This is a genomic window from Pseudomonas sp. BIGb0381 (assembly GCF_024809815.1).
Lineage (GTDB): Bacteria > Pseudomonadota > Gammaproteobacteria > Pseudomonadales > Pseudomonadaceae > Aquipseudomonas.
The window spans coordinates 486703-504765 of the sequence record NZ_JANUEN010000001.1; the positions used below are offsets into that span (position 1 = coordinate 486703).

The window sequence follows — 18063 nt, forward strand, 5'->3', positions numbered from 1 at the left end:
ACGGCGTATTGAAGCCTGCGAGGTTGCCTACCATGAGTACTCCCCTGAAAATCGATTTCGTCAGCGACGTGTCCTGCCCCTGGTGCATCATCGGCCTGCGCGGCCTGACCGAAGCCCTCGACCAGCTCGGTGCCGAGGTGCAGGCCGAGATCCATTTCCAGCCGTTCGAACTGAACCCGAACATGCCCGCCATCGGTCAGAACATCGTCGAACACATCACCGAGAAATACGGCTCCAGCGCCGAAGAATCCCAGGCCAACCGTGCGCGCATCCGTGACATGGGCGCCGAGCTCGGTTTTGCCTTTCGCACCGATGGCCAAAGCCGCATCTACAACACCTTCGACGCGCATCGCCTGTTGCATTGGGCCGGGCTCGAAGGCTTGCAGTACAACCTCAAGGAAGCGTTGTTCAAAGCCTACTTCACCGATGGCCAGGACCCTTCCGATCACGCCACCCTGGCGATCATCGCTGAAAGCGTCGGCCTGGATATAAAGCGCGCCGCCGAGATTCTCGCCTCCGATGAATACGCCGCCGAAGTCCGCGAGCAAGAGCAGTTGTGGACTTCCCGTGGGGTGACGTCGGTGCCGACCATCGTGTTCAACGACCAGTACGCCGTCAGCGGTGGCCAGCCGGCGGAAGCCTTTGTCGGCGCGATTCGCCAGATCATCAGCGAAGCCAAAAACCAAGCCTGACTGAGATCCAATGTGGGAGGGGGCGAGCCCCCTCCCACATTTATTTCTCACTGACCTTGAGGTAAGCGCTGGCCCGCCCCTTGCATTGACCCCCTAAAGCCATAGGGGAACATGACCTTGAACATTCTTGACCTCGACCACAGCCTCACCGGTCAGGCACCGATTGCCCGACGTTTGGCCAGTGGCCGTGCCACGCGTATCGACCTGCTGGACCTGGGCCCGAAGCTGCGCCTGTGGTCTACCGAAAAAACCTGGAAGCGCTTCGCCGAACGCCTGGCCCAGCGGCCCCGGCCCACGGATGCGCGCCCGGAAATCCTGTTCGTCGGCTCCGGCGATTATCACCACCTGACCCCGGCGTTCCTGGCCGACCTGAAAGAACCCATCAGCCTGATCCACTTCGACAACCACCCCGACTGGGTGCGCTTTGCGCCCAAGCGCCACTGTGGTTCGTGGGTCAATCGCGCGCTGAAAATGCCGGCGATCAAGCGCATCGTCACCCTCGGCCCGTGCAGCGATGACCTGCACAACCCGCAACTGCGCGGCGGTAACCTCGCTGCCCTCAAGCGTGGGCAGTTGCAGTTGTTTCCCTGGCAGCATCCGCCGTCGAAAGTCTGGGGCCGGGTCGGCGATGGCGCCGGCCACCAGCAACGGGAAAACCATCTGCACTGGCGCAACCTGGCCGAGTTGGACTGGGCGGCGTTTCTCGAACAGATGATCAGCAGCCTGCCCACTGAAGCGATCTGGATCACCCTCGACAAAGACGTGCTCGCCAGCGAAGACGCCGCCACCAACTGGGACCAGGGCGGCATGCGCCTGACCCACCTGCTGCAAGCCCTGCGGGCGCTGGCAGCGCGTAAGCGCATCATCGGCATCGACGTGTGCGGCGAGTTCGCCACGCCGGCCTTCAGCAATGCGTTCAAGCGTTGGGAAGCCAAGTCCGACCAACCGCCACCGGAGCGCTGGAGCCCGGAGGATTTGCAGCGCAACGCCGCCACCAATGAAGCCCTGATCGACCTGTTTGAGGAGCTGTTCCCGTGACCCTGACCGTGGTGTTGCTGGTGGCCTTTTCCATCGTGCTCGATGTGATCGGCCAACTGTGTTTCAAGCTCGGCCTGGACCGTTTGCCGGAGCTGGAGGGCAACTTTCGCCTGAATGCGTTCTGGGGCCAGGTATTCAATGCGCCGCTGCTGTGGGCGGGGATCGGTGCTTATGTGATTGAGTTTTTCGTGTGGCTCGAAGCGCTGTCTCGTGCGCCGTTGAGCCTGTTGTTCCCGGCCGCGGCGCTGGCCTATTGCGGCGTGGTGCTGGCGGGCAAAGTGGTACTGGGCGAAGTCGTCAGCCGCCGCCGTTGGTTGGGCACGCTGGTGATTACCTTGGGTGTGATGCTGGTAGCGATTGCAGGGAGTCAGGCATGAGTACGCAAACGATCCATACCGGTTGGTTACATGGGCGCCTGGGCACGGTGGTGCTATGGGCCTTGCTGATCTGCACCGAGAGTGCCGGGCAGCTGTTTACCAAGGTTGCCGGCGACCAGTTGGGGCAGATGGATTTCAACTGGCAGTGGTTGTCCGAGGTGGCGCGCAATCCGGGGATCCTGGCGGCGATTGCCTGCTATATCGGCGCGTTTTTCGTGTGGATGCTGATCCTGCGGCGCAGCAGCCTGTCCCTGGCGTTTCCCCTGAGTTCACTGGTGTTTGTGGTGGTGTTGCTGGGTTCGTGGCTGGGGCTGGGGGAACATATCAGCCCGCTGCATTGGGCGGGGGTGGCGGTGATTATTGGCGGTATAGCGCTGCTGGCCGAAGGCGAAGAAAACTGAAATACGCACCCATGTGGGAGGGGGCTTGCTCCCGATAGCGGTAGATCAGTCCCGTATGCATTGGCTGACCCTGCGCTATCGGGAGCAAGCCCCCTCCCACATTTCGTCCGAAGTGATCAATCGAACGTGTAGCTGATCGCCGTCTGCACCTGGCCCTGGTTCACGTCGCCGGTTTGCTTGACGATGCTGCTGTTGGCCGCCGAACCCACCAGGTGTACCCAGCTGGCGCTGGTCAGCAGTGACCAGTTGGGCGCCAGCGGGAACTGGAAACTCTGGCTCAGCGTGAGGTTCTGGAAACCGCCGCTGGCGTTATAGGCCTTGAAACCTGTGGCTGCCGCCTCGTTATCGTCTACCCCGAAAAACGTCTGGGTCTGGCGCGCATCGGCAAAGTGCGCCACCAGGCCGCTGCTGCCGATAATCCCACCGCCCAGCGGGTAGCCCAGTTCGCCGCCTACCTTGCCTAGCGCGCCGCTTTGCGAATGACCGCCTCCAACCGCCTGGCCCAGTTGGGCATAGACCCGCCAGAAGTCGGCCGGTGCGTATTGGATGAAACCGCCGATCTCGGCCATGTCCGACACATTGCGCAGCCCCTGCAGTGAGCCATTGGAGGTGCGCCCCTGCAGGTAATTGATGTAAGGGCCGGCGCTGAAGCCGTGGGTGTTCAGCGCGCTCCAGGTCAAACCGTCATCGGTGCCCAGGCTGACGTTGCCCCAGTCCAGGTCGAGATAGGGCACCGGCCGAGTTTCATAGCGGCTGCCGGTGGGGTCGTGGGGTTGGTAGCTGATGCCAGCACCGACGTCACCGCTGATGCTATTCGCCAATGCGGTGTTGGAGACACTCCACAGTCCGAGTAAACCGGCGAATGCCGCGCATGTGATCCTCAACATGGTCACAGTTCCTTGATTGAATACGCCCGCATGAACGCGCAAACCGCCGCGCCTGCGCAAGCACTCATCTTGTTTGTAGCAAGCTACAAAAATTGTAGCTCCTGCGACACATATCCCCGCGCGCGCCCAGCCCCGCCGGGCTTCAGCCAGTTGGCACACTCCCTGCTCTACCCCTTGGGCAAGCGCACACAGCGCGCTCCTCAAGGTAAACGCAGATGATCCACTGGCATATCGTGTGTGACTTCGACGGGACCATTACCCCCACCGATGTCATCGACAACGTCCTCCAACGCTTCGCCGGCCCCGAGTGGGAAACCATCGAACAGGAATGGCTGGATGGGCATATCGGTTCCCGCGAATGCCTGAGCCGCCAACTGGCGCTGATCAAGGCGACCCCAAGCGAACTGCTGGCGTACTTCGACAGTGTCGAGATCGACCCGGACTTCCCGGATTTCGTCGATCACGTCATGGGCCTGGGTGCGTCCATCGAAGTGGTCAGCGACGGCATCGAGCAAGGCATCGCGCGGATCCTGTCGCGCAACTACGTGACCTTGCTGCCGATCCTCGCCAACCGCCTGCGCCAGGTCGACCAGAACAGCTGGCGCATCGACTTCCCGTACGCCAGCGACGCCTGCCGCGCGGCGTCCGGCAACTGCAAGTGCAAATCCACCCCGCGCAACAAGCGCGTGCTGGTGATCGGCGACGGCAAGTCGGACATGTGCGTGGCCTCCACCGCCGACTTCGTGTTCGCCAAAGGCAGCCTCGCCCAGTACTGCGAGGCCAACAACATTCCTTACGCGCGCTTCGACACCTTCGCCGAAGTGCCTGCATTGCTGGCCCGACTGCCTCAGGGCATCGCCGCCAACGCCACCCCTTTTTCTGCTGCCGACAACCAGGAACTCTTCCATCATGTCTGATATCCGTATCGCCACCGCCGAAGACCAGATCCTTCTGGATAAAGAAGCCAAGTACTGCTCCTACGGCGACACCGTCCACTACATCGAGCCACCGCGTATTTTCAGCCGTTGCGAAGGCTCCTACGTGTGGGACACCGAGGACCAGGCCTACCTCGACCTGCAAATGTGGTACTCGGCGGTCAACTTCGGCTACGCCAACCCGCGCCTGAACAACGCGCTGAAACAGCAGATCGACACCCTGCCGCAAATCGCCAGCCAGTACCTGCACAAAGGCAAAATCGAGCTGTCGGAAATGATCGCGGTGGACGCCAAGAAGAAATTCGGCCTCGACGGTCGCGTGCACTTCAACGTCGGCGGCTCGCAGTCGATCGAAGACTCCCTGAAGGTGGTGCGTAACGCCACCAACGGCAAAAGCCTGATGTTCGCCTTCGAAGGCGGCTACCACGGGCGTACCCTCGGCGCCTCGTCGATCACGTCCAGCTACCGCTACCGTCGTCGCTACGGTCACTTCGGCGAGCGTGCCCAGTTCATCCCGTTCCCGTACCACTTCCGCGGCCCCAAAGGCATGACCAAGGAAGAGTACGGCAGCCACTGCGTGCAGCAATTTGCCCGCTTGTTCGAGACCGAATACAACGGTGTGTGGGACCCGAAAGTCGGCCAGAGTGAATACGCCGCGTTCTACGTCGAGCCGATCCAGGGCACCGGTGGCTACGTGATCCCGCCGATGAACTTCTACCGCGAGCTCAAGCATGTGCTGGACCAGCACGGCATCCTGATGGTGTCCGACGAAATCCAGATGGGCTTCTACCGCACCGGCAAACTCTGGTCGATCGAGCACTTCGACGTACAACCGGATGTGATCGTGTTCGGCAAGGCGCTGACCAACGGCCTCAACCCACTGGGCGGCATCTGGGCCCGTGAAGAGTTGATCAACCCGAAGATCTTCCCGCCAGGTTCGACCCACTCCACCTTCGCCTCCAACCCATTGGGCACGGCGGTGGGCCTGGAAATGTTCAAGATGACCAACGAAGTCGACTACGGCGCGATGGTCATGGCCAAAGGCAAATTCTTCCTCGAAGGCCTGCAAGACCTGCAGAAGCGTTTCCCGATCATCGGCGACGTCGACGGCCTGGGCCTGGCCCTGCGCTGCGAAATCTGCGGCCCGGACGGCTTTACGCCAGACAAGGCGACCCTGGACTACATGGTCGAAGAAGGCATGAAAGGCGACATGGTGGTGGATGGGCGCAAACTCGGCCTGATCCTCGACGTGGGCGGCTACTACAAAAACGTGATCACCCTGGCACCGTCCCTGGAAATCAGCTACCCGGAAATCGAGCTGGGCCTGAAGCTGCTCGAACAACTGCTGGTACGGGCGACCAAACGGTGAACGCAACTGGGATCGACCTCGGTGAAGGTAGTGCCGGTTTCGTTCTCGGTGAAGGTCCGGTCGGGATCCTGTTGATCCACGGCCTGACCGGCACCCCGACGGAATTGCGCCAGGTCGCCAAGGGCCTGGCCAAGGCGGGTAACTGCACGGTGTACGTGCCCACCCTGGCCGGGCATTGCGGCGATAACAGCGACCTGCAGGCCACTGGCTGGCGCGACTGGTACGAAGGCGTGCGCAAGACCTTCGTACAGGTCAGGCAACGCCACGAACAGGTGTTTGTCGGTGGCTTGTCCATGGGCGCGGTGATGTCGATGTACGTGGCCGCCGAGCACCCAGGGCAAGTCGCCGGGCTGCTGATGTATTCCACCACCCTCAAGTACGACGGCTGGAGCATCAACAAGCTGGCATTCCTCACGCCGTTGCTGATGAAGATTCCGTTCGGCGTGCACGTCTGTCGCTTCGAAGAGAAGCCGCCCTACGGCATCAAGAACGAACGCTTGCGGGCAATCGTCGAGCGGCAGATGAAGGAAGGGGAGAGCAGCGAAGCCGGTCTGTTGACCATGGAAGGCATCACGGTGCGCGAGTTGCACCGCATGAACGCCGTGGTCAGGAAACGCATGCCCAAGGTCAAGGTGCCGGCCCTGGTGTTGCACTCCCTCGAAGACGACATCACCAGCCGCTGGAACGCCGATTACGTGGAGCGTCACCTGGGTGGCCCGGTGACCAAGATCCTGCTGGACAACTGCTACCACATGATCACCGTCGACCTGCAATACCGGCGGGTGATCGAGTTGAGTGCCGACTTTGTCGAGCAGCACACGGGCGTCAACCCAATACAGATCAATGTGGGAGCTGTCGAGCTTCAGCGAGGCTGCGCTGCAGGCGCCTCGGTCTTTCAGGTACACCGAGGTGATGCCATCGCAGCCTCGCCGGGGCTCGACAGCTCCCACATTTGATCGGCGTTCACCACAGAAATAAGGGATACCTGTGATCACCACCCAAGCCTTCCCGACTATCCGGGCCCTCCAGCGTAGCGCCTGGAACGACTGTTTTCCCGGTGCGCTGGAAGACTGGGACTATTACGTCGCCGTGGAAAACGCCGCCATCGATGACTTCCAATGGCGCTACCTGGCGGTCTACGACGATGGAACGCTGGTGGCCGTGGCCACTGCGTTCATCACCCATTACCGGCTCGACACCACGGTGTCGGGCGCCGGCAAGCGTTTGGCCGAACGTGTGGAGCGGCTGTGGCCGGGTGTTTTGCAATTGGGCCTGTATGCCATTGGCTCCCCGGTGGCCGAGCGTTGCGACGCCGGGGTTGCCAGTGGCGTGCCCGAGTCGCGTCGCCCGTTGTTGCTTAAACACTTGCTGGACGCCGCGCGACAGGATGCCGATGATTTCGGTATCGGCCTGGTGGCGGTCAAGGATGCACCCAGCCAGGACCCGCATTGGCTCGACAGTTGCCGGGCGGTGGGTTTTCAAAGCATGCCGAGCTTGCCCACCGGGGTGTTGCCGCTGCCGTACGGCTCGGTGGACGCCTACCTCGGCTCGCTGGGCAAATCCACCCGCAAGGACTTGCGCCGCAAGCTGCGTGCACCGGGACCACGGGTGGAATGGCGAGGCAATATCGACGATGTGCTGCCCGAGGTCATGCGCCTGTACGAGGCCACGCTGAAGCGGGCCGAGTTGCAGTTCGAACGCCTGCCTGCCGGTTATTTTACCGGCGTGCTCGAACGCCTTGGCGATCGCGCCGTCTGTGTTCTTTACTGGGTCGACGAGCAGTTGGTGGCGTTCAACCTGATCCTGGTGGACGAGCACCGGCTGGTGGACAAGTTTTTCGGGCATGACGTTGCGTTCTCCCGTGACTACAACCTGTACTTCCGCAGCTGGCTGACCAACGTCGACTACTGTATTCAACACAATATTGCGGTGTATGAGTGCGGTCAGGCCGGGTATGCCAGTAAGCTGCGCCTGGGCTGCGAGTTCCAGGGCAACAGTGTGTTTTTCCGCCACCGCAACCGGCTGGTCAACGGCCTGCTCAAGCTTGTAAAACTGTTTATTCGACCGGATCGTTCCGACCCTGCCATGGCTGCTGCGATAAGCGAAACCTGATGATCACCAAGACCCGCCAGAAAGCCCGCCCCTTTGCCATTTCGCGCTGGAGCGTCCAGCGCAAGCTGGTGCTGGCGTTCTGGCTGGTCAGCGTGATTCCCACCATGATCGCGGCAGAGCTGGCGGCGACCACGCTGTCGCAGATTTTCGACAGCAACGTGCGTATCTGGCTGCAAGAATCGACCAAGATCGTCAAGGATGAGATCGGCGACATCCTTCACGACAACGCGCGCATGGCCAAGTTGTTCCTGCGCTACACCAGCCCGCCCTCAAGCAAGCAGGCCGCCAAGCATGACCGGCTGACCGCGGACATCGCCGATGCCACCGACATCGACGTGGTGGCGCTGATTCGCACCAGCGATCAAAAGGTGGTGTTCAGCACCGCCTCCGATGACATCGTCAAACAGATCAGCCTGACCAGCAACGCGGTGCTGCAGACCGTGCAAGTGGCGGGGGTGAGCACGGGGATTGTGGTCTCGACCTTCGAAACCAGCCAGGACGGCGTCGACTACCGCTTGCTGGTGGCGACCTACCTGGACAGCAGCTTCCTCACCAGCGTGGCCGATGTGCATTCCCTCGACCTGCGCTTGTACCTGGCCAACCCCGAGGGGTTCTCGGAGATATTTTCGACCCAGCGCTTCGTGGATCACCCTTCGCGCATCCCGAAAAGTGTCGAGACCGCGATGCGCAGCACCAAGCAGCCCAGCGAGCAGTTCACCAACAGCTACAGTGGGTTGTACTGGCCGATCTTCAATGACGCCGGTGACCTGCAAGGCGTGATTTTCAGCGGCCTGCTGCGCCATACCAGCCTGGTGGGGCTGGTGAACCAGAGCAACCTGTTCGTGCTGATTTTCCTGCTCAGTTCGGCATTGTCCCTGGCGGCCGGTGTGCTGGTGTCGCGGCGCCTGACCAAGCCGTTGCGGGACTTGTCCGAAGGCGTGAGCGCGGTGATCTCAGGCAACTACGCGCACCGCGTGCTGGTCAGTGGTGGCGACGAACTGGCGCAATTGAGCAGCACCTTCAACCATATGACCGAGCGCCTGGGCGAGCTGCACCACCTCGAAGCCCAACTGCGCCGGCGTGATCGCCTGCATGCCCTGGGTGAAGTTGCCATGGGCCTGGCCCACGAGATCCGTAACCCGTTGGGCATTATTAAGACGGCGACCCAGTTGTTGCACCGCCGCGCAGACCTGCCGGACGCCGACAAGCGTCACCTGGAATATGTGATCAGCGAAGTCAGCCGCATCAACGACTTGATCACCGAGTTCCTCGACTTTGCCAAACCCAACCCACCGTTGCGCGTGCTGCAGCCGGCCCGCCCGTTGGTGGAGGAGATCCTTGGCTTCTGTGCGCCGGAACTGGCCAGCCATAACATCGACGCGCAGATCGATGACCAGGCGCCGGGAGCGACGATCTACGCCGATGCCAAGCAACTCAAGCAGGCGTGCCTCAACCTGATTATCAACGCTATCGATGCCATGCCCGAAGGCGGGTGCCTGACCCTGGGCATTCGCAGCGTGGGCGACAACACCGTCATCACCATCGCCGACACTGGCCAGGGCATTGCGCCGGAGATGATCGAGCGCATCTTTACGCCCTTCGTCACCACCAAGGCCTCGGGCACGGGCCTGGGCCTGGCCAAAGTCTATTCGATCATGGAAAGTCACGACGGCAGCATCGAATGCGCCAGCGAAAACGATGCCGGTGCCACCTTCAGCCTGTACATTCCAGCGATAGGCGAAGACGACGAGGACAGTCATGACGCATAACATTCTGGTAGTCGACGACGAACCCAAGCTCTGCGACCTGCTGGCGTCGGCCCTGGGCCAGAACAACGTGCAGGTGTTCATTGCGGGCAACGGCCTGCATGCGCTCAAGGTGCTGGAACAGGAAGACATTGACCTGGTGATCAGTGACTGGCGGATGCCGGGCATGGACGGGCCGGCCTTGTTGGCCGAGATCAAGGTGCGTTATCCCCACGTGCCGGTGATCGTGATGACCGCCTACAGCACGGTGAAAAACGCCGTGCAGTCGATGCGCAACGGTGCCTACGACTACATCGCCAAGCCGTTCGATATCGATGAGCTGGACATCACCGTGGCCAAGGCCCTGCAGTTTCGCGACATCATGCGCGACAACGTCCGCCTGCGCGCCGAGCTGGATGAGCAGACGCAGTTCGACAGCCTGGTCGGCGACAGCCCGGCGTTTCGCAAAGTGCTGCAGGCGGTGGATTCGGTGCGTGACAGCAGCACCACCATTCTGCTGACCGGCGAAAGCGGCACCGGCAAGGAAATGGTCGCCCGCGCCATCCATAAGCACGGCAGCCGTGCCGACAAACCGTTCGTGGCGGTCAACTGCGCGGCGATCCCCGAAGGGCTGCTGGAAAGCGAAATGTTCGGCCATCGCAAGGGCGCGTTTACCGGCGCCGTGTCTGACCGGGTAGGGCGTTTCCAGCAGGCCGACAAGGGCACGCTGTTTCTTGATGAAGTGGGCGATATGCCCCTGGCGCTGCAAGCCAAGATCCTGCGGGCCTTGCAGGAGCGGGTGATCGAGCCGGTGGGCGACCCGCGCGAGCGCAAGGTGGATGTACGGGTGATCGCCGCCACCAACAAGAACCTGCTGGAGGCGGTGGCCAATAAAGAGTTTCGCGAAGACCTGTATTACCGCCTCAACGTCTTCCCGATCCCGCTGCCGGCCCTGCGTGAGCGTGTGGAGGACATCGCGCCCCTGGCCCGTCACTTTGCCCAGACCCTCAGCGCCACGGCCGGCAAGCGTATCACCGGTTTCAGCCCTGAGGCGTTGCAGGCCATGGCCGCGTATCACTGGCCGGGCAATATTCGTGAGCTGCAAAACTGTGTGGAGCGCGCGACCATCGTGGCCGCCACGCCTGTGATCGAAGACATTGATTTGCCGGGTTATCTGTTTGCTTCCAAACCCAGCGAAGGCGGCGTGACCGCGATCCTCAGCGACGGGCCGGGCATTCCCCGGGACCTGGATGCGGCGCTGGCGGAGGTGGAGAAAGCCTACATCCTGGCGACGTTGCAGGAGAGTAATGGCGTGCAGGCTGCTGCGGCGGCGAAGATCGGGATTTCCGAGAGAAGCTTCTGGTATCGGTTGAAGAAGCTTGGGATCCAGGTCGACAAGATAGTTCGCTGACACGCCTCGATTAAAAATGTGGGAGGGGGCTTGCCCCCGATGGCAGTGGATCAGTTAAAGATGAGCTGACTGACACACCGCTATCGGGGGCAAGCCCCCTCCCACATTTTTTGGCCGAGTCGGGTCAGGTATGGATGCGTACCCAGATACTCACCAGGATCGTCGCGGCCATCAGCCACGCCACCGCTGCTACGGCTAAAGAGGCCTCCAGCCGCATTCGATCCACCATCACATACAGCGTCGCCAAATACACAAAATACGGAATGATCGACCACATCCCGAACAGGATGGTGGTCTTCAAGTCGTCCACCGAACGGCCCTTGCCGACGATGTAGTGGGCGATCAGCGCAAAGGTCGGAAACAGCGGCACCAGCCCTGCGATGTAATAGTTTTTGGTCTTGGCCAGTGCCGCCAGGATCAACACCACCGCCGCGCCAAGGGCGGCTTTCAAAAAAAGATCCATCAGTGGCTCAACCCGTATTTCTTGACCTTGTCGAACAGGGTGGTCTTGGCCATGCCCAGTTCCTGACTGGCCTGGGTCAGGTTGCCGCCGCTGCGTTGCAGGGCATCGCTGAGCAGGTTGCGTTCAAAGGCTTCGACCGCCTCGGTAAAGGCCAGGCCTTGGCTGCCGCTGCTGCTGCCACTTTTCTTGAAGGCGGGCAGGCCGAGGGCGAAGCGTTCGGCGACGTTGCGCAGTTCCCGTACGTTGCCGGGCCAGTCGTGGCTCATCAGGCTGGACAGGGTCTGGTTGTCCAGTTCCGGCGCGGTGCGGTCAAAACGCAGCGACGACTGCTGCAGGAAGTGTTCGAACAGTTGCAGGATGTCCTCACGGCGCTCGCGCAGGGGCGGCAGTTCCAGGGTCACCACGTTGAGGCGGTAGTACAGGTCGCTGCGGAACTGGCTGGCGCGGCTCAGTTCGTCGAGGTCGGACTTGGTGGCGGCGATTACCCGGCAATCCACGGCCACGCTCTGGTTCGAGCCCAGGCGTTCCAGGGTGCGCTCCTGCAACACCCGCAGCAATTTGATCTGCAGGTTGATCGGCATGCTTTCCACTTCATCGAGGAACAGCGTGCCTTCGTGGGCGTGCTCGATCTTGCCGATACGGCGCTTGCCGGCGCCGGTAAAGGCGTTGGCTTCGTGGCCGAAAATCTCGCTTTCGAACAGGTTCTCGGGCAGGCCGCCGCAGTTGAGGGCGACGAACTGGTGATCGTGGCGGCGGCTGAAGTCATGCAGGCAACGGGCGACCAGTTCCTTGCCGGTGCCGGTCTCGCCCTCGATCAGCACGTTGGCCGAGGTGTCGGCGACGTTGGCGATCAGCTCACGCAGGTTCTGCATGGCCGGCGAGCGACCGATGATGCGGCCTTCCAACGAATCCCGTTCAGCCAACTGGCGGCGCAGCGACCAGACTTCCCGCGCCAGCCCGCGTTGTTCCAGGGCTCGACGTGCGACATCGACCAGGCGTTCGGGGGAGAAGGGCTTTTCCATGAAATCGTAAGCGCCATTGCGCATGGCGCCGACGGCCATGGAAATATCGCCATGCCCGGTGATCAGCACCACGGGCAGGCTTTTATCCAGGGTCTTGAGACGGGTGAGCAGCTCCAGGCCGTCGATGCCCGGCAGGCGAATATCGCTGATCACAATGCCGGCGAAGTTCTCGCCGATACGTTTCAATGCCTCCTCGGCACTGCCCACGCCCACGCTTGGGATATCTTCCAGCGCCAGGGCTTGCTGACAGCCGAGCAGCACATGGGGGTCGTCTTCGACGATCAGCACGGTGAGGTCTTGAGGATCAATATTCATGTCGACTCAGCTTGTTGAGCGCCCACCAGCGGCAGGCTCAGGACAAAGGCAGTTCCACCACCGGCCGGGTGTTCCACGGCGAGGCTGCCGCCGGTGGCCGCCGCGAGGCTGGCGGAGAGGGTCAGGCCCAGGCCTAGGCCTTGCTCGCCGGGCTTGGTGGTGAAGAACGGTTCGAATAAATGCTTGCGGACCTCGGCGTCGATGCCGTGGCCGTTATCGCGTACCAGCAGGCGGTATTTGCCCTCGGCGACGCTGCCTTCCAGCCACAACTCGGGAGCCGGTTGTGCCTGCATGGCGTCGAGGGCGTTGCCGATCAGGTTGACCAGGATCTGTTCCAGGCGTGTCTGGTCGATCTGCAATTGGGCCGGGATAAAGTCGCGGTGCAGGGTCAGCGGCAGGCTGTCCAGGCGTGGGCCGAGGACCTGGAACGCGGCGTCCACGGCCTTGGCCAGGCTGGCTTCGCCCTGGTCATCGCCGCGTCGGGCAAAGGAGCGCAGGCTGGCGGTGATGCGGCCCATGCGGTCGATCAGTTCGTTGATGGTCTTGAGGTTGGCGCTGGCAGTGTCCAGCGCACCGCGTTCGAGGAAGCGCACAGTGTTGCCGGACAAGGTGCGCAGCGCGGCCAGCGGCTGGTTCAGTTCATGGGCAATGCTGGTGGACATCTGGCCGATGGCTGCCAGTTTGCCGGCCTGTACCAGTTCATCCTGGGCGCGGCGCAGGGTTTCTTCGGCCTGGCGCCGTTCGCGGATCTGGCCCTTGAGTCGTTCGTTGCTGGCGCGCAGGTCGGCGGTGCGTTCGGCAATCCGTCGCTCCAGCTGGCTGTTGGCTTCCTGCAAGGCTTCGCGCGCAGCGAGGCGGGTGGCAATGACTTTGCGTCGCTCGTTCCAGGCAATCAGCAAAAACGCGACGAGGCCAAACGCGACAGCCACCAGGATGCCCTGGTTGATCGCCGCGCGGCGCAGGTCGTTGAGCGGGGTGAGCAGGGTGAAATTCCACGGTGTGTCATTGAGTGGACGGGTTTGCGCCAGGTAGCTGACTTCGTGCTCGTCGTTGACCACTTCGGTGTTGGCCGGGAAGGTCAGCTTTTCGCTGCGTTCATTCAAGCGCTCGCGGGCCAGGGGTTCCAGCTCGTTCAGCGTGGCCCAGTAATATTGCAGGCTGTGCGCCAGGCGTTCCTTGATCTCATCGCTCAGCGGGCGTACCGCCTTGAGGCGACGGGCGGGATCGCTGGAGAGGATGATGATGCCGTTCTCGTCGCTCACAAAGGCTTCGAGGCGCGCACGTTGCCAGCGTTCCTCCAGGGCTTCCAGGCGCACTTTGACCACCGCCACGCCGATGATCTTGCCGTGCTCTTCTAGGCCGTGGGCCAGGTAGTAACCGGGTTCGCCGTTGGTGCTGCCGATGCCGTAGAAACGCCCGGGCTGGCCGCGCACGGCATTCTGGAAATAGGCGCGAAAGGACAGGTCTTCACCCTGGTAACTGTCGGCATCGCGCCAATTACTAGTGGCCAGCACGCGGCCGGTGGTGTCCATCACGTAGATGGCCCGACTGCGACTGCGTCGGTTCAGGCCTTCGAGGTAATCGTTGACCGCTTTGCGGGTTTCCTGGTTAGGCTCGGCCAGCAGCTTGGAGACGCTGGTCTCCAGCTCCAGCAGGCTGGGCAGGTAGGTGTATTTGCTGATTTCGCTTTCGACGGTGCGGGCGTGCAGCTCCAGCTGGCGTTCGCCATTGTCGCTGAGCGTACGGATGCCGTAGTACTCACTGATCCAGAAGCCGATATAACCCAGGCCGATCATCAGGGCGATGATCAACGGCGGCAGGAACAGTTGGCGAATCAGGCGAGGTTTCACGGCAAGTGATGGCGGTGCGGCGCGAAATTGGTTGGGGTCGCATTTCATCACAGATGCCTTGGGTCAACCAGAGCTGCCAGCCTGTGCGGTCCAATGTGGGAGGGGCTGCCCCCTCCCACATTGGCTCGGTTTCTACAGTAGGCGCTATGGAGTGCTTAGTGCTGCAGGATTTTCTCAAGGAAGTGCTGCGCGCGTTCGGAGCGGGCGCTGACGTCGCCGAAGAATTCCTCTTTCGGGCAGTCTTCGATGATCTGGCCTTTGTCCATGAAGATCACGCGATCGGCCACTTTGCGGGCAAAGCCCATTTCGTGGGTCACGCACATCATGGTCATGCCTTCCTGGGCCAGTTGCACCATCACGTCCAGCACTTCGTTGACCATTTCCGGGTCCAGCGCCGAGGTCGGTTCGTCGAACAGCATGACGATCGGGTCCATGGCCAGTGCACGCGCAATGGCCACGCGTTGTTGCTGACCTCCCGAGAGTTGGCCGGGGTGCTTGTGGGCGTGTTCCGACAGGCCCACGCGCTCAAGCAGTTGCAGGCCTTTCTTGGTGGCTTCTTCCTTGCTGCGGCCGAGCACCTTGATCTGCGCGATGGTCAGGTTTTCGGTGATGGTCAGGTGCGGGAACAGCTCGAAGTGCTGGAACACCATGCCTACGCGCGAGCGCAGTTGCGGCAGGTTGGTCTTCGGATCGGCGATGGACGTGCCGTCGACGATCACGTCGCCTTTCTGGAACGGTTCCAGCGCGTTGACGCACTTGATCAGGGTGGACTTGCCCGAGCCCGATGGCCCGCACACCACGATCACTTCACCTTTTTTAACCTCGGTGCTGCAATCGGTCAGCACCTGGAAGTCGCCATACCACTTGTTGATGTTCTTGATAGAGATCATACGGCAAACCTTTTTTGCAGACGCTTGACCAGCAGCGAGGCGGAAAAGCTGATGATGAAGTAGACGACACCGGCGAAGATCAGGAACTCATTGGAGCGCCCGATGATGTCGCCGTTGGAGCGGGCGGAGTTGAGGAAGTCCACCAGGCCCACGGTGTAGACCAGCGAGGTGTCCTGGAACAGGATGATCGACTGTTGCAGCAGCAACGGGGTCATCTTGCGGAACGCCTGGGGCAGGATGATCAGGCGCATGGTCTGGCCATAGGTCATGCCCATTGCCTGTGCCGCCGCCATTTGGCCCTTGGGGATCGACTGCACGCCGGCCCGCACGATCTCACAGAAGTACGCGGCTTCGAACATCATGAACGCCACGACGCAGGAGGCGAACGCGCCGATCGGTGTGTCTTCGCCAGTGATCCAGCGCAACACGAACGGCACCGCCAGGTAGAACCAGGTGATCACCAGCAGCAGTGGGATCGAGCGGAAGTAGTTCACATAGGCGCCGGCCACCCGGGACAGCAGTTTGTTTGACGACAGGCGCATCAGTGCGAGGATCGTACCCAGCGCGATACCGCCGATCACGCCCATGACCATCAGCTTCAAGGTCATGACCATGCCGTTCCACAGGCCTGGGATGGCGGGGATGATGCCGCTGAAATCGAGTTCCATTATTTACCCCCCACGGAGATCAGGCCGGGCACTGCGACTTTCTTCTCGACCACGCGCATCAGCAGCATCAGGCTCATGTTCAGGGTGAAGTAGATCAGCGTGGCCAGGGTGAAGGCTTCAAACAGGTTGGCCGAGAACTCGGCGGTCTGTTTGGTTTGTGCCAGCAGTTCCATCAGGCCGATCAAGGACGCCACGGAGGAGTTCTTGAAGACGTTGAGGAATTCCGAGGTAAGCGGTGGAATGATGATCCGGTAAGCCTGGGGCAGCAGCACGTTCCAGTAGATCTGCGGCAGCTTGAAGCCCATGGCACGCGCGGCGGCCTCTTGGCCGCGTGGCAGCGCCTGGATACCGGTGCGCACTTGCTCGCACACACGGGCAGCGGTGAACAGGCCCAGGCACACGACAACGCTCAGGTAGGCCGAGGTGGTCGGGTTCAGGTCCTGCTTGTACCAGTCCTGCAGGTTTTGCGGCAGCAGGTCGGGTATCAGGAAGTACCAGATGAACAGCTGCACCAGCAGCGGCACGTTACGAAACAGTTCCACGTAGCAGGTCGCGATGCCTGATACGAGGCGGTTTGGCACAGTGCGCATGACCCCAAGAATGGAGCCCAGCAGCAAGGCGATAATCCATGCCACGACAGCGATGGCGATGGTCCAGCCCAAACCGGCGATGTACCAGTCGAGATAAGTCTCGCTGCCCACGCCGGTGGACTTGAAGAACACGCCCCAGTCCCAGTTGTAATTCATTAGGGTCTCCCCTCGAGATCGATCGATGTACAAGCACCCGCTTGGGGAAAGTCCATTCCCGCCTGACGATGAACGCCAGGCACACACGATCGGCTCGAAAACCGCCAGGTCGAGTGTTCCAAAGTATAGCCAGCAGGTAGTAACAGACGCCTGAGGGAGGGTTGGCTCCCTCAGGCGATAAGGTTAGTCAGGAATCAGATTTTTACGTCAGGCGCCGGCTTGTCAGTCGGGTTCTTGATCAGTTCCTTAACCTTGTCGCTCATTGGGAAGTTCAGGTTCAGGTTTTTAGGTGGGATCGGGCTTTCGAACCACTTGGCGTAGATCTTGTTGATTTCGCCGGACTTGTACAGGCCCGCGATGGCGTCATCTACCGCTTTCTTGAAGGCAGGGTCTTCTTTGCGAACCATGCACGCGTAGGCTTCGAAGGACTGTGGAGTACCGGTGATGACCCAGTCATCCGGCTTCTTGGCCTTGGCTTCTTCACCGGCCAGCAGGGCGTCGTCCATCATGAAGGCTACGGCACGGCCGCTTTCCAGCATCTGGAAGGACTCGCCGTGGTCTTTGGCGGAGATGACGTTCATGCCCATCTGCTTGTCAGCGTTCATCGCCTTGATGATGCGCTCGGACGTGGTGCCGGCGGTGGTGACGACGTTCTTGCCTTTCAGGTCGGCGAAGTCGGCGTAGCTAGGCTTGCCTTCCTTGTCTTTCTTGACCAGCAGGCGGGTGCCGATTTCGAAGATGTTGGTGGTGAAGGCGACTTGCTGAGCGCGTTCGGCGTTGTTGGTGGTGGAACCGCACTCAATGTCGACGGTGCCGTTCTGAACCAGCGGAATACGGGTCTGCGAGGTGACCAGGTTGTACTTGGCCTGCAGATCGGGTTTGTTGAGGTCTTTTTTCAGGGCTTCAACGATGGCCAGCTGAATGTCGTGAGAGTAGCCCACAGGTTTGCCCGAACCATCCGCAATGTAGGAAAACGGAATGGAACTGTCGCGGTGCCCGAGGGTGATGGTGCCGGAGTCGTTGATTTTCTTCAGTGTGCCGGTGAGTTCGGCGGCAAAAACTGGAGTGCTGATCAGAGCAGCAGCGATAGCTGCGCCCAGGATATGGGGAACGATGCGCATCAATACTTCCTCGACATTTGT

General features: G+C 61.3%; 18 protein-coding genes. 10 read left to right on the plus strand and 8 right to left on the minus strand.

Translation table 11 applies throughout. The annotated features are described in order from the left end of the window. Nucleotides 1-32: 32 nt before the first annotated feature. From M2397_RS02280 to M2397_RS02295, 4 genes are all read left to right on the plus strand, one after another. Nucleotides 33-692: a DsbA family oxidoreductase gene (locus M2397_RS02280; protein WP_259242206.1), complete on the plus strand. Its 660-nt coding sequence runs from the start codon at nt 33-35 to the stop codon at nt 690-692. Between the two features lie 117 nt (nt 693-809). Further along, entirely contained in the window at nt 810-1730 is a 921-nt protein-coding gene (locus tag M2397_RS02285) for an arginase (protein WP_184744519.1), read from the plus strand. Continuing rightward, nucleotides 1727-2107: a transporter gene (locus tag M2397_RS02290; RefSeq protein ID WP_131697393.1), complete on the plus strand. Its 381-nt coding sequence runs from the start codon at nt 1727-1729 to the stop codon at nt 2105-2107. The genes M2397_RS02285 and M2397_RS02290 overlap by 4 nt, the downstream gene beginning before the upstream one ends. Continuing rightward, the gene (locus tag M2397_RS02295) at nt 2104-2508 is read left to right on the plus strand and encodes an EamA family transporter (protein ID WP_131697392.1); all 405 of its coding nucleotides are present in this window, start codon (nt 2104-2106) and stop codon (nt 2506-2508) included. Before M2397_RS02290 ends, M2397_RS02295 begins: the two co-directional genes overlap by 4 nt. 116 nt (nt 2509-2624) lie before the next feature. Here the strand turns inward: M2397_RS02295 and M2397_RS02300 are convergent, their stop codons facing one another. Next, nucleotides 2625-3395 (minus strand): MipA/OmpV family protein, encoded by a 771-nt coding sequence (locus M2397_RS02300; protein WP_131697391.1) that lies wholly within the window; start codon nt 3393-3395, stop codon nt 2625-2627. A gap of 215 nt (nt 3396-3610) precedes the next feature. Here M2397_RS02300 and M2397_RS02305 point away from each other — a divergent pair, with 215 nt between their 5' ends. Genes M2397_RS02305 through M2397_RS02330 form a run of 6 tightly spaced genes read left to right on the plus strand, consistent with a single transcriptional unit; the run spans nt 3611 to nt 10967 of the window. Beyond that, nucleotides 3611-4312 (plus strand): MtnX-like HAD-IB family phosphatase, encoded by a 702-nt coding sequence (locus M2397_RS02305; protein ID WP_259242207.1) that lies wholly within the window; start codon nt 3611-3613, stop codon nt 4310-4312. Beyond that, complete coding sequence (locus tag M2397_RS02310; protein WP_053133503.1) at nt 4305-5699, plus strand: aspartate aminotransferase family protein; 1395 nt, start codon at nt 4305-4307, stop codon at nt 5697-5699. Before M2397_RS02305 ends, M2397_RS02310 begins: the two co-directional genes overlap by 8 nt. After that, nucleotides 5696-6655: a carboxylesterase gene (locus M2397_RS02315; RefSeq protein WP_145335148.1), complete on the plus strand. Its 960-nt coding sequence runs from the start codon at nt 5696-5698 to the stop codon at nt 6653-6655. Before M2397_RS02310 ends, M2397_RS02315 begins: the two co-directional genes overlap by 4 nt. Nucleotides 6656-6686: 31 nt before the next feature. Beyond that, nucleotides 6687-7811: a GNAT family N-acetyltransferase gene (locus tag M2397_RS02320; protein WP_131697387.1), complete on the plus strand. Its 1125-nt coding sequence runs from the start codon at nt 6687-6689 to the stop codon at nt 7809-7811. Then, nucleotides 7811-9580 carry a HAMP domain-containing sensor histidine kinase gene (locus M2397_RS02325; RefSeq protein ID WP_145335146.1) on the plus strand — a complete coding sequence of 590 codons (1770 nt, stop codon included), beginning with the start codon at nt 7811-7813 and terminating at the stop codon, nt 9578-9580. The genes M2397_RS02320 and M2397_RS02325 overlap by 1 nt, the downstream gene beginning before the upstream one ends. Then, nucleotides 9570-10967 (plus strand): sigma-54 dependent transcriptional regulator, encoded by a 1398-nt coding sequence (locus M2397_RS02330; RefSeq protein WP_259242208.1) that lies wholly within the window; start codon nt 9570-9572, stop codon nt 10965-10967. The genes M2397_RS02325 and M2397_RS02330 overlap by 11 nt, the downstream gene beginning before the upstream one ends. Before the next feature lie 124 nt (nt 10968-11091). Here the strand turns inward: M2397_RS02330 and M2397_RS02335 are convergent, their stop codons facing one another. The 7 genes from M2397_RS02335 to M2397_RS02365 form a co-directional block, all read right to left on the minus strand. Continuing rightward, nucleotides 11092-11430, minus strand: coding sequence for a GlpM family protein (locus tag M2397_RS02335; RefSeq protein ID WP_131697384.1), 339 nt, complete (start codon nt 11428-11430; stop codon nt 11092-11094). Then, nucleotides 11430-12767 carry a sigma-54 dependent transcriptional regulator gene (locus M2397_RS02340; protein ID WP_131697383.1) on the minus strand — a complete coding sequence of 446 codons (1338 nt, stop codon included), beginning with the start codon at nt 12765-12767 and terminating at the stop codon, nt 11430-11432. The genes M2397_RS02335 and M2397_RS02340 overlap by 1 nt, the downstream gene beginning before the upstream one ends. Beyond that, nucleotides 12764-14665 (minus strand): sensor histidine kinase, encoded by a 1902-nt coding sequence (locus M2397_RS02345; RefSeq protein WP_131697382.1) that lies wholly within the window; start codon nt 14663-14665, stop codon nt 12764-12766. The genes M2397_RS02340 and M2397_RS02345 overlap by 4 nt, the downstream gene beginning before the upstream one ends. Before the next feature lie 107 nt (nt 14666-14772). Further along, nucleotides 14773-15507: an amino acid ABC transporter ATP-binding protein gene (locus tag M2397_RS02350; RefSeq protein ID WP_131697381.1), complete on the minus strand. Its 735-nt coding sequence runs from the start codon at nt 15505-15507 to the stop codon at nt 14773-14775. Then, complete coding sequence (locus M2397_RS02355; protein ID WP_131697380.1) at nt 15504-16175, minus strand: amino acid ABC transporter permease; 672 nt, start codon at nt 16173-16175, stop codon at nt 15504-15506. Before M2397_RS02355 ends, M2397_RS02350 begins: the two co-directional genes overlap by 4 nt. After that, nucleotides 16175-16921 carry an amino acid ABC transporter permease gene (locus M2397_RS02360; protein WP_024073702.1) on the minus strand — a complete coding sequence of 249 codons (747 nt, stop codon included), beginning with the start codon at nt 16919-16921 and terminating at the stop codon, nt 16175-16177. Before M2397_RS02360 ends, M2397_RS02355 begins: the two co-directional genes overlap by 1 nt. Before the next feature lie 194 nt (nt 16922-17115). Beyond that, nucleotides 17116-18042, minus strand: a complete 927-nt coding sequence (locus tag M2397_RS02365; RefSeq protein WP_090408822.1) for a glutamate/aspartate ABC transporter substrate-binding protein — start codon at nt 18040-18042, stop codon at nt 17116-17118. Nucleotides 18043-18063: the final 21 nt, after the last annotated feature.